We start from the raw sequence: 12,484 nt of genomic DNA on the forward strand, positions 1-12,484 counted from the left end.
GCATCAATAAAAAACTTCCTGCACTAAGGCACTAGTTTAGAAAGACGCCCTTTAAAAGTTCAGTTATTGTTATATGTAACGAAGTCGAAATTCGCATTGTCTTACTCATCAACGCGGTTCTACCGCCGGGTCACCTGAGAAGGGAATACAAGATGCTTTATCTTCAGGAAATGCTGGGTATTGCGGTGTTTTCCATCACAGGTGTGCTGGCCATCAAGAAAGCCGATGTCGATTTGTTTGGTGCTGTGGTGCTCGGAATCATCACGGCTATTGGCGGCGGTACCCTGCGCGATCTGTTACTGGATCTTCCGATCTTCTGGATTGCCGACTTCAATTACATTTGGGCCGCTTTGCTTGCAGCACTCCTGGCGTTTTTTCTGACCCAAAGACTACAACAGCGTTACCGTCTGTTGCTTTATCTCGATGGGTTAGCTGCAGCGCTGTTCGGACTGGCCGCTACCGAGAAAGTCCTGGCATTACATCTCGCAGCGCCATTGGCAGTGATGATGGGAGTGCTGACCAGTATTGGAGGCGGCATCGCGCGGGATGTCCTGGCCGGAAGAGTCTCACTGCTGATGTCACGTGACATTTATGCCACGCCAATTTTGCTGGGATGCACGCTCTATGTTCTGCTGCGCAACGTATTCCCCTCGATCTGGATCGCCGGCTGGATTGCGTTGATTTTTACCTTCGGCTTGAGGTTTCTCGCCATCTACAAGCATCTCCAGATGCCGGCGATCTTCTCCACCAAACAGGGCTAGCAAAGCAAAGACAAGACCGGCCCCTAATCCCCATAGAAGCGCTAGGGTGCCCTGATTGCCGAGACCGAATGAATGCGTTACAAGGATTAAACCCAATGTGACGAGAATCAGCAAAAACGATTCTGAAAAACGGATGCGATCGCGAAATATTGCAACATCCAATAAGGCAATGAATGCTGGAAAGCTGGAAAATCCAAGTGTCGCCATTATCAGTTTTTTTGCCATTGCTTGATGCAGCACTCATCCCGACATTCGTGGTATTCGGGATGAGTGTGCATACTGCTGTCATCCGTTCGGTAGATTACCGCTCAGAGACGTCGATCCAGATGGTCTTGATTTCGGTGTACTGATCGTGGGCCCAGATTGACTTGTCGCGCCCGCCAAACCCGGACTCCTTGTATCCACCAAACGGCGTGGAAGCATCACCCTCACCGAAGCAGTTGACCGTCACAATCCCCGCGCGAATTTCGCGCGAGAGCTTGATGGCGTTGCGCAGGTTGTCGGTGTACACCGATGCCGCCAGGCCATACACCGAGTCATTGGCCAGAGCGATGGCTTCGTCAACGGTGTTGAACGTAGTGACCGCCAATACAGGGCCAAAGATCTCTTCCTGGAACAGTCGGCTGTCGACACCTACGCCATCGACAACGGTAGGCTCGACAAAGATGTCACTCTCGGTGTTGCCGCCATAAACGACGTCGAGTTTTTCAACGGCCGCTTGCTCGAGGTAGGAACGAACCTTCTCGAAATGCGCTTTGCTGACCATGGCGCCAAGGCGATTGTCCGGATCCAGTGGATTGCCCATTTTCCATTCGCGCATCTGCACGCCGATGCGCTTCAACAACTCGTCCTTGATGTCCGCATGCACGATCAAGCGCGAGGAAGCCGAGCAGTTTTCGCCCATGTTCCAGAATGCGCCATTGACGACGTGGCTGGCGACCAGATCCAGGTCTTCAACGTCATTCATCACCACTGCAGGATTCTTGCCGCCACACTCCAGCACAATGCGCTTGAGGTTCGAATCCGCCGCGTAGTTAAGGAACCGGCGTCCGGTGGCTGTCGAGCCAGTGAAGCTGACCATGGACACGTCCATGTGGCGGCCAAGCGGCTCGCCTACTTCACCGCCCCCGCCGGACAGCACGTTGAACACACCGGCGGGCACGCCTGCTTCATGAGCCAGTTCGGCGACACGCAGTGCCGTCAAGGTGGTTTCCTTGGCCGGCTTGACGATGATGGAGCAGCCCGCGGCCAGCGATGGGCCGATTTTCCACGCCAGCATCAGCAGCGGGAAGTTCCAGGGCAGCACCAGACCGACGACCCCGATGGCTTCACGCACCACCAGGCTCAACGCACCGGAACCGACCGGTGCGGTGCTGTCGTAGATCTTGTCGATCAACTCCGCATGCCAGCGGATCATGTGAATGGTTTCCGGAACATCCGTGAGTTGGCACTCGCGAACGGGTTTCCCGCTATCCAGACTTTCCAGGACAGAAAGCTCGTGGGAGTTCTGCTCCAGCAGATCGGCAAAGCGCAGCAACACCTTCTTGCGCTCGCCAGGGCTCAGTTTATGCCAGCGACCATCTTCGAAGGCTTCCTTGGCCTTGGCCACCGCGAAGTCAACGTCTTGAGCGTTGCAGGCCGTGATCTCGGCCAGCACGTCATTGGTCGCCGGGTTGGTTGTCGTAAAGGTGTTGCCCGACACCGATGTGTAGGACTCACCGTTGACGAACGACTGAGTCGGGAACTTCAGGTCCCGAGCGATGGCGGCATATTCTGCCGCGCAGAGAAGGCCAGTCATTTTGCGCTCCCGGTCACCTGGGCGACGTCACGTTTCAGAGTGGTGATGATGTCCTGCAAGGCCTGTTTCTCGTGTTCGTACAGAGGTTGCAGAGGCGAACGTACACCGCCAGTGCGAAGGCCGTTCAACTCGCAGCCAACCTTGATCGACTGCACGAATTTTCCGCTTTCCAGGAAGTCCATCAGCGGCATGAAGGCGCTCATGATCTTGCGGCCTTTATCGAAGTCTTTTTCCACGACACAGGCTTCGTAGAGCGCAACGTGCTCACGGGGAATGAAGTTCGATCCGGCGCAAACCCAGCTGCGTGCGCCCCAGGCGAAGAACTCCAGCGCCTGGTCATCCCAGCCGCAGGACAGGCTGATGTTCGGGTATTCCCGTGCCAGGCGATGGACTTGCGCCATGTCGCCGGAGCTTTCCTTGATAGCCACGATGTTTTTGCTTTCGGCAACGGCCGCGAAATACTCCGGGCCCATGCTGACGCCCATGCGTGCCGGGTAGTTGTAGAGCATGATCGGCAAGCCGGCGGCACGATCCACGGTCAGCGCATGGATGGCGTTTTCTTTCTCGGTAGGCAATGCATAAGGCGGAGAGCCCACCAGAATCGCATCGGCCTTGATCTCGCGAGCGGCCTTGGCATATTCGACGGAGTCTTCAGTGCGGATTGCACCGGTACCAATCACCAGTGGCAGTCGTCCGCCGATCACATCTTTAGCCTGGGTCGCCAGTTCGATACGCTCTTGAGAGGTGTGGGCGTAGTACTCGCCGGTCGAACCGCCAATGATAATGCCGTGCACTTTCGACTCGATCAGATACTCCAGCACGTCGGCGAAAGCGGCCTTGTCGATTTCACCGCTCGCGGTCAAAGGGGTAATTGCCGGGGTATAAATGCCTTCGAATTTCATGATTGCCTCTCCATTACTAAGGGAATGTTATTCAACCTGGCGTCCACCGCCATTTATCAGGGACAACTCATCGCTTACGGCTCAGTTGCAGCTTCTCAACTGCTCAGCGCCGCTGCGTCGCGCAAGTTCAACGAACGTGTTTCAGGTGCCATGGCCCAAGCTGCCATCAGCCCGATAAAGGTGACCACGGCGGCCACATACATCGTGTTGCCGATACCCAGGGTCTGTAGCGAAACAGGTACCAGGTAAGTGCCAACCGCTGCTCCCACTCGGGAAAGGGAAGTTCCGATGCCTACCGCAAATGCGCGAACCTCTGTAGGGAACAACTCGTTCGGATAAACAAGCTGCAGAACTTGTGCTCCACCGATAAATACCGCGTAGGCACCGAACAGGAAGAGCACCAGTACTTCATTGCTGTGTGAAAAAGTCGCCAAGCCCAACAGCGCCAGGCCCGACCATAGAAAGCTGTGAATAAGCATGCAGCGCCGGCCAATCGTGTTGATCAGCCTTGTCGCAAGTACACAACCGACCACAAACAGCATCGTGATGATCATGGAGCCGTATGAGGCCCACTCCCCTTTCAAATTCAACGCCAGGAGAACCTTGGGGGCGAACGCATAGACTGCAAAAACAGGAATGATCGAGCATGACCAAAAGACGGAAACAAAGAACAACCGTTTCCCATATCCGGAATGAAGCAAATCCAGGAATGACGTTTTTTTCTGGTCTGGCTCCTCAGGGAGATCGCGAAGCGAATAGTGCTGACCGTACACATGCTTGATCACGCGCTCTGCATCAGCCTCGCGCCCCTTGCTCAAGAGCCAGCGCGCGGACTCCGGGGTGCCGACACGCAGCAATAGCAGCAACAGCCCGATGACAGAGGCACTCGCCAGCGCATAACGCCAGGCGTCATCTCCGCCCACATTGAGGATTGATGTACCGACAACGTAGGCAAATGCCGCACCGGCAAACCACAGGATGGTCAGCGCCGCGAGCCTGGGACCGCGTTGTTTCTTCGGCAGGAACTCGACCAACAACGACGTGGCCACTGGATATTCAATGCCCACCGCCAGACCGATGATAAATCTGAGGGCGAACAATACCGGTGCTGACTCAACCCAGAACTGTGCCAACGAGCAAACGATGAACAGCGTAGGCCCAACGAAATAAACCTTTTTGCGACCCAGCCTGTCGGTCAACCAGCCACCGATGAAACCGCCAAAAAACACCCCCATGAGTGCCGATGCGGCAATCATTCCTTGCCAGAACTCCGACAAGTTCAGGGCGGATGTTATTTGCATCATCGCTATACCGATAATGCTCAGTACATAACCGTCTACAAATGACCCGCCCCCGGAGCGGGCGGTCAGTAAACGATGGAAATTATTGAGAGGAACATCCTCAATAGAGGTATTAGGACTTGTCATTATTGTCTCCTATTCCGCTTCGGTCATTCAAAGGGCTGAAGCTCAAACCCAAAATCCGGGCGAATCAAAGCCGCCTCGATAAGAAACCATCAGCCTTAATGGACTAACCAATAAGCTAAAAACTTCTAACCAATTACTTAACGTTTAACTTGCCTGTCAGAGTGTTACGAAATCAGCTTTCTTTCCCTGCCCGGCACTGTCCCCACAGCAAGTTCATATTCACGCCTGCTGAAAGTAAGGGTTCCGGTGGGTTTCTGTTAGGCCCTGGGGACGACAACAGAAAATCGATCAGTGGGTCCTTCTTGCCTGCCAGCCAGTCTGCCAGCAAGGTGCCTGTCACCGTGCCACGGGTCACGCCCAGTCCATTGCAGCACAGTGCACCATAGACGTTGTTGGCCAGTTGCCCGAAGTGCGCCATGTGGTTGCGCGACAACGCTAGCGACCCGCCCCAGGTGTATTCGAAATTGACATCGGGGAGCATGGGGAATCTGCGATCAAACGAATCCTTGTGTCGCTGGATAAACCGCTCCAGGTATTTCTGATGGCTGCGTCCATCGGCATTGAAGCTGAAGCTGTTGCGCACCAACAGGCGGTTATCCGTTGTCCGGCGCAATGTAGTGCCGAAAGGATCGGCAGGAATAACACCCCAATAAGGCCGACCTCCCAAGCGTGCCTGCTCATCTTCCGTGAGCTGCCGGGTCAGGCTTGCGTACGTGAAGATCGGTAGCATGCGCCCTTTCAAAAAGCCGAAGCTCATGGCGAACGCGTTATTGGTCAGCAACAACTTGTCCGCAACAATACGACCGTTCTTATGGGTGAGGATGGTTTTGTCGCCGTACTCCACCTCGGTAATCGGCGTATTTTCATAAAGCGTCACGTTGGCCGGCAGGCTGTCGGCCAAGCCCTTTACCAAGGCGGCCGGCTGGATGAGTGCCGTGCCCGGGGTGAACAGCGCCTTGCGATAGAACGGCGTGCCGATGTGATCCGGCAAGTCCTTCTCTTCGATCATTTCGTATTCTTGACCGAGTTTGTCCAGCCCACGGCGATAAGCATCCAGAACAGAGATACCCCGGTCTTCAATGGCAGCCTGATACTTCCCGCACATGCGCAACTGACAGTCGATCCGGTGTTTTTCCACGAGGCTCTTCAGAATGTGTTGCCCTGTCAGGTTCAACGCCATACTGATTTTTGCCGTCTCGATATCGCCGATATAGTCATCGGCACCGATATCGTGTGGCAGGTCGATGGCGAAACCGGCATTTCTACCGGAGGCCCCGTAACCGACCTCTTGGGCCTCGATCAGGACAATCTCGTCATCCGGAAAATTCAGCGCCAGTTGCCGAGCTGCCGCAAGCCCGGTAAACCCGGCACCCAGCACGACCCAACGGGCCGAGCGGATGCCCGAGTGGGGCGCACGGGCCACTCTCGGCTGGCTAAGGTGGAACCAGCCGCATGTAGAGTCATCTGCAGGTGTGTATCTGATTTTTGCCATTTTTCGCGACCTGGGCTCTTTTATATTTGTAGTTACTAAAAGCGTCCCTTCTGCACGTTCTCGTCACACGGTTCATGCAAGTGGCATCGGTACTGCTTTTTAGTAGGTAAGTGCCACATCCAACCCTTCCGGCGCGGCGTACTCGGACATACGACGTCGCGACAATTCCAGATGCGCGCGCACGATATCTCCCGCCAGAACCTGATCATGGTTTTCAATGGCACTGATCATTTCGTCATGTTGTTGCGCCGCCACTTCCAGGTCTTCTTGCATGTCCACTGTCGTGGGATGGCGATAGAAGATCTTCCCCAGCCGCGCATGGTCGATCAGCAGGCGTTGCAGGCTTGGCATCAAGTAAGCGTTGTGAGCCATCTTGCCGATCTGCAGATGGAACTCGTCGTTGTAGAGCACTCGCTTCTCTACATCTTTTTCTTCGATGGCCGTGCGGAAGAACGCCTGGATGCGCTTGAGCTCTGCAATCTCCGATGGCGTTGCATGGGCGGCCGCCAATTGGGTGGTGGCGATGTAAATCAACGGGGCTGCCAGGAAAAAGCTTCTGAGCGACTGGTAGCTCATCGACGACACGCGGGCGGCACGGTTCGCCTCAAGATCGATGTATCCCTCGGCCGCCATCTGCCGCATGAGTTCGCGCACAGGTGGTCGGGATAGGCCGAACTCGTCGCACAAGGCCAGTTCGTCAACGACTGCGCCAGGTGCCAGCTCCATGCTCAGGATCCGGCGACGCAACGCCTCTCCCAGCACAGCTTTACGGTCAACGGGCAGATCCGCGGTGGCTTGCAGATCGAGTTCTTTGGTAGCCATTTATTAGAAACCTTTGTACGGGTGAGTGAACGCTGTCTACTACCTGTATTCTCACTATAAAACAACGTTATTCTTTGTGTCTACAATTAAAATACACATTCAAAACAGCCTTCATCCCGAGGCGATGGATGGTTTTGGAGACGCGGCTATCGGGTGGCGCCGCAGCGCCGGATTTTGACGAAGACAGGCGTCAGGGCCGCTTCGCTTGCGCAATCAGGGGTGATCGTCGTGACACCGCCCAGGCATATCCCTGAGCGTGTTCGCCTCACGATTGGCGGGTTCTGAATCACGGCGTCTTTACTTGACCAGCCGGACTTCCTTCGACGGGCGATAGCCAAAATAAGAGCTGTAGCACTTGCTGAAATGGCTGGGTGAAACAAAGCCACAGGCAACCAGCACGTCGACTTGCGAGAGCTCGGTATGCTGCAGGAGCCGACGCGCTTCGGTGATGCGCAACTCCAGGTAATAGCGTTGCGGTGTAGTGCCCAACTGCTCCCTGAACAGGCGTTCGAGTTGCCGGCGTGAGCGGCCGGCGTAGGCCGCCAGTTGCTCCAGTTCCAGGGGCTCTTCGAGGTTGGCATCCATCAGCTTGACCACCTCCCGTAGCGGCGCACTCAAACAGATGTTTTCTGTCGGCTTGATGCGCCGGTAGCGAGACTCTTCAAAAGCAAGAATGTCCTCGATGCCTTCGACCAGCGCTTTGTCGTGCAGCCCCTTGATCCAGTCCAGCGCCATGTGGAATGCCCCGGAAGGACTGGAGGCTGTAAGCCGGTCTCGGTCTATCACATAAGGCTCACTGCTGACCTGTGTCGCCTTGCAGAACTCGGCGAGTGCGGGACGGTGCTCAGGATGTATGGCGCAACGGTAACCCGTGAGCAATCCGGCGCGCCCCAGGAACCATGCGCCATTCCACAATCCGGCGAGCGTGATGCCCAGGCCCGCAGCTGTCTTGAGTAACTGTATGAACTCATCGGTAGCCCTGAGCTCTGTCCGGTAACCGCCACAAATGACCAGCATGTCCAGGTCTTGAAGTACCGAACAATTGATACGGGCATCTGGCCGGATGACCAGGCCCAGGTCACTGATGACCTCACCGTCGTTCAAGCCGAACGTCTGGGACGAGAACAGCTTGGGACGCAGTAGATTCGCGGTGACAATCGTATCCAGCGCCTGGGTGAACGCAGGTAAAGAGAAATGTTCGAGCAACAGAAATCCGGCTCGAACCATTTGCGTCGGCTGGTTGGGGTTGTCATTCACATAGCGAAGATTTTTCCCCTTCATGCCTCCGCTAAACTGGCGTCTTTCGATCAATCTTCGATCCACTCTATTACGTTCGAGAATGCGTCATTTGTAGCGTTGAGAAGCCCATCATCCTGACGCCACTCCTGCCGGGTCAAGCAAGCTGAAAGCCATGACGAAGGGGATCTTTGTCATCGACAAAAATGGTGTTGTGTCCGGTGATCTGCGCCCAGCCACCGATACTTGGCCTGATACCGTCAAACGTTCCCACTTTCACCGACGCTTCGACTTTTCCTTCGAAGATCGTACCGATCAGGCTTTCGTTGCGGTACGTGTCTCCGACCTTCAACCGTCCTTTGCCAAACAGTTGCGCCATTCGTGCCGAAGTACCTGTGCCACCGGGCGAGCGATCAATCGCCTTGTCACCGTAGAATACTGCACCGCGCCCGTCTGCTGCCGTCGAGTGTTCCTCGTCACACCAGATGACATGGTGAACGCCACTGATCCTGCTGTTTTCTGGATGCACGGGGTCACTGACTTCAGACAAGGCGGCGCGCAGCTTCTGACTCAGGCTGACGATGTCTGCCGTGGTCAATCCGTTCAAACCCGGCCAGTTTTCCTGCGGCTCGACCACCGCATAAAAATTACCGCCGTAGGCAATGTCTACGACAAGCTCGCCAACACCAGGCACATCCACCACCACATCGGCGCTGTGCAGATAACTGGCCACGTTGAACAGGCGGATGGAGTCAACATATTCACCGTTCATGGTGTAGTCGACATCCACGCGACCTGCCGGTGTCTCGATGGCCAGCCGACCAGGTTCGCGAGGCGTGACCAGGCCTTCTTCGATGACGACGGTAGATAATCCGATGGTGCCCGCCCCGCACATGGGCAGGCACCCGCTAACCTCGATAAACAAGGCGCCGAAGTCGCAATCCTCACGGGAGGATGGATAGATGATCACGCCGGACATGATGTCGTGCCCTCGCGGCTCAAACATCAACGCCGTGCGCACCCAGTCATGATCGCGAACGAATATTTCGCGTCGCTCCGCCATCGAGACGGATGGCAGCAATGGCCCGCCACCCGTGACGACGCGAACCGGGTTCCCGCACGCATGGGAATCAATACAAAAAAAGCTACGTCTCATTCTGAAAATCTCTTACACGAGTTTGCGCGGGGAGTGACGCTGCAACGCGCCGCGAGACAGCCGATCCAGAAGGAGTGCGACAGCGACGATCGCCAGGCCAGCACGCAGGCCCAACCCCATCTCCATCCTTGTAAGGCCTCGGGTGACTTCAGCACCCAGTCCACCCGCCCCCACCAGGCCTGCCAACACCACCATTGCCAGCGACAGGAGGATGCATTGGTTCAGTCCCACCAACAGCGTCGGCGCGGCAGTCGGCAATTCGATCTTGAACAGTATCGCCCTCGGCGAAGCACCGATGGCCTGGCCCAGTTCAAGGAACTCCTTGGGCAGTTGCTTGAAGGCAAGGGTCGTCAATCTGAGCATCGGTGGAATGCCGTAGACGATGGTCGCAATGATCGCGGGCACCCGTCCCAGGCTAAACAGCATCACGGCCGGGATCAGGTAAACCCAAGGCGGTACGGTTTGCATGATGTTGAGGATCGGCAAGAATGCCTCGTCGACCCGCTTCACCCGTGCTGCCAGAACGCCGAGCGGAAAGGCGATGGATACCGAAATCAGCACCGCAACCGAGACCAGGGCAATGGTCTGCATGGACGCGACCCACAGCCCGGAGAACAGGCAGAATGCCAACATCAACCCGGCAAACAGGGCCACTTTCTTGTTGGCAAAAAACAATGCCAACACCACTACCCCACCGATCAGGGCATAGGGATGCGGCGCAAGCAATGCACCCTCAACGCCGCCCAGTACCGCCTCGATCACCTGGCTGATGACTTTGAACAGCCCATGCAAATTGGCGTTGAGCCAATCGACGGCGGGTGCGAGAAATGCGCCTGGTGAAAAATGGATTTCTGCTGAACTCATTTCGATTCTCCCATCCGGGAACGTGCGGCGCTCTGCGCCAATCGATCCAGAATCATGGTCAAAATCACGATGGCAATGGCTGCGTTGATCGACTTGGCGATGTCCAGCGTGCGAACAGCGCCATAGATCGATTCACCCAGGCCGCCGGAACCGACGATGCCGGCGATGACCACCATGCCGAAGGCCATCATCAGACTTTGATTGACCCCGGCCATGATGCTTGGCATGGCAAACGGCAGGCGGATCTTGAAGAACATCTGCCATCCGGTGACGCCGCTGGCGTCCCCCAGTTCGATGAACTCTTTTGGCGTCATGCGAATCCCCAGGGAGGTCAGGCGCATGGCGGGTGGCACAGCCACGATAAAAGTCGCCAACAGTGCCGTGGCGGTGCCATAGCCCAGCAGCGCAATGGCCGGCAGCAAGTAGATGTAGGGCGGCATGGTCTGGATCAGATCCAGGAACGGATCCACGACCCGATCAAATGAAGGCGCGAGCCCCGCCAGCACGCCCAGTGGTATCGCCACCACCAAGGCAAGCACGGTAGATGTCAGCACCAGGGCAAGCGTGCTGACTGTTTCTGGCCATAAACCAATGACATCACAAAACAACAAGGCCAACCCGGTAAGGATCGCGAAACGCAAACCGACAGCCCGCCAGCCGATCAGGGCAATGGCTATCGCAATGACGTAGTAAGGTGGGTAGGCGATGCACCACTGCACGCCTTCGTAAACGCCCTTCAAAAACGCATTGGTCGTGTCGAACACGGACTCTCCATTGTCCATTAGCCATTCAAGGCTCGAGTCGACGACCGAATCGAATTGGTTGGAAAAGTCAGGCGTGCTCATGTTGAGGCCTCCAGTGCAGTGGCGGCCTTCGATACCGCGAACTCGTTTGGAATACCTTGGACGCCACGCAGCAAATCACGCGGCGTAATGATCCCCACTACCACTCCGTTATCAACCACAGCGAGTGCGTCGCGCTCGGACTTCATCGTCAAGCCGATAAGCTCGTTGATATCCGCATCGACTGAGGTTTTGATGAGCCGGGCGATGTCGCAGCCGGGGTTTGCTACCTTGAATGACTCCACGGGCGTCATGACGGAGTTTGCCCTGACCAGATGCAACCTGGAGATACCGGCGACAAATTCCGCGACGTAATCGTCCGCGGGGTTGAGGACGATCTCCTCGGCCGTCCCCACCTGAATGATCGCGCCGTCCTTCATGATCGCGATCCGGTCGCCGATACGAATCGCTTCGTCCAGATCGTGAGTGATGAATACTGCAGACTTGCCCAGTTCCTTGGTCAGTTGCCGGAACTCATCCTGCAACTGCCGGCGAATCAACGGGTCGAGCGCACTGAAAGGCTCATCCATCAGGATCACTTCCGGGTCTGCGGTGATTGCCCTGGCAAGCCCTACCCGCTGTTGCATGCCCCCGGACAATTCGCTGGGGTAGCGCGACATCCAGTCGCTCAACCCGACTTTGGCCAAGGCCTGCTCGGCAACCTTGTAGCGCTCTGCCTTGCCCACGCCTTGTACTTCCAGTCCAAACGCCGTGTTCTCCAGAACCGTACGGTTAGGCAGCAACGCAACGCTCTGAAAAACCATCCCGATATGACGTGCCCTCACCTCACGCAGTTGTGCGGCATTCAACGACGAGAGTTCTTTGCCCTTGACTACGATCTTGCCGGCGCTGGGTGTGATGAGTTTGTTCAACAGCCTTATCAGCGTAGATTTGCCACTGCCTGACAATCCCATGATGCAGAAGATCTCTCCCCGGCGAACCTGGAGACTGACATCCGAGACCCCGACCACGCAGCCGTAGTTTTGCAGGATCTGAGTCTTGGTGAGCCCCTGCTGAACGACGGCATTCATCGCAGCAGGTGCGGCTTTCCCGAAGATTTTCCAGACTGACTGGCAATCTATCAGCACTTCGTTGGTATCAATGTTGGGCGTTGTCATTTTTCGTACCCGTCGAACCAGTTTTTCTGGTTTTTCTAATGAATCAAAGGGCGGCAGTGGCGTTTA

General features: G+C 56.1%; 11 protein-coding genes. 1 reads left to right on the top strand and 10 read right to left on the bottom strand.

Translation table 11 applies throughout. The features are described 5' to 3' along the window. Positions 1–152 precede the first annotated feature (152 nt). Positions 153–761, top strand: coding sequence for a trimeric intracellular cation channel family protein (locus tag AC1Q6Y_RS08800; RefSeq protein ID WP_090455163.1), 609 nt, complete (start codon positions 153–155; stop codon positions 759–761). Between the two features lie 301 nt (positions 762–1,062). On the opposite strand, the gene AC1Q6Y_RS08805 is transcribed toward AC1Q6Y_RS08800, so the two are convergent. From AC1Q6Y_RS08805 to AC1Q6Y_RS08850, 10 genes are all read right to left on the bottom strand, one after another. Then, complete coding sequence (locus AC1Q6Y_RS08805; RefSeq protein ID WP_492624405.1) at positions 1,063–2,559, bottom strand: aldehyde dehydrogenase; 1,497 nt, start codon at positions 2,557–2,559, stop codon at positions 1,063–1,065. Beyond that, positions 2,556–3,461 carry a dihydrodipicolinate synthase family protein gene (locus AC1Q6Y_RS08810; RefSeq protein WP_057714859.1) on the bottom strand — a complete coding sequence of 302 codons (906 nt, stop codon included), beginning with the start codon at positions 3,459–3,461 and terminating at the stop codon, positions 2,556–2,558. Before AC1Q6Y_RS08810 ends, AC1Q6Y_RS08805 begins: the two co-directional genes overlap by 4 nt. A 95-nt stretch (positions 3,462–3,556) precedes the next feature. Further along, positions 3,557–4,888, bottom strand: a complete 1,332-nt coding sequence (locus AC1Q6Y_RS08815; protein WP_218495877.1) for an MFS transporter — start codon at positions 4,886–4,888, stop codon at positions 3,557–3,559. 172 nt (positions 4,889–5,060) lie between these two features. Beyond that, the gene (locus AC1Q6Y_RS08820) at positions 5,061–6,380 is read right to left on the bottom strand and encodes an NAD(P)/FAD-dependent oxidoreductase (RefSeq protein WP_492624406.1); all 1,320 of its coding nucleotides are present in this window, start codon (positions 6,378–6,380) and stop codon (positions 5,061–5,063) included. Positions 6,381–6,479: 99 nt separating this feature from the next. After that, entirely contained in the window at positions 6,480–7,202 is a 723-nt protein-coding gene (locus AC1Q6Y_RS08825; RefSeq protein ID WP_090455155.1) for a GntR family transcriptional regulator, read from the bottom strand. 297 nt (positions 7,203–7,499) lie between these two features. Then, positions 7,500–8,483 (bottom strand): GlxA family transcriptional regulator, encoded by a 984-nt coding sequence (locus AC1Q6Y_RS08830; RefSeq protein WP_489340622.1) that lies wholly within the window; start codon positions 8,481–8,483, stop codon positions 7,500–7,502. A 112-nt stretch (positions 8,484–8,595) separates the two neighbouring features. Beyond that, positions 8,596–9,594: a 4-hydroxyproline epimerase gene (locus AC1Q6Y_RS08835; protein ID WP_492624407.1), complete on the bottom strand. Its 999-nt coding sequence runs from the start codon at positions 9,592–9,594 to the stop codon at positions 8,596–8,598. Between the two features lie 12 nt (positions 9,595–9,606). Next, a complete protein-coding gene (locus AC1Q6Y_RS08840; protein WP_057714865.1) occupies positions 9,607–10,458 on the bottom strand; it encodes an ABC transporter permease in 852 nt (283 codons plus the stop codon). Further along, positions 10,455–11,303, bottom strand: coding sequence for an ABC transporter permease (locus tag AC1Q6Y_RS08845; protein ID WP_154909030.1), 849 nt, complete (start codon positions 11,301–11,303; stop codon positions 10,455–10,457). Before AC1Q6Y_RS08845 ends, AC1Q6Y_RS08840 begins: the two co-directional genes overlap by 4 nt. Then, positions 11,300–12,418: a quaternary amine ABC transporter ATP-binding protein gene (locus AC1Q6Y_RS08850; protein ID WP_057714867.1), complete on the bottom strand. Its 1,119-nt coding sequence runs from the start codon at positions 12,416–12,418 to the stop codon at positions 11,300–11,302. The genes AC1Q6Y_RS08845 and AC1Q6Y_RS08850 overlap by 4 nt, the downstream gene beginning before the upstream one ends. Between the last annotated feature and the right edge of the window lie 66 nt (positions 12,419–12,484).

It is taken from the genome of Pseudomonas sp. GW823-FHT06E10 (assembly GCF_058794995.1).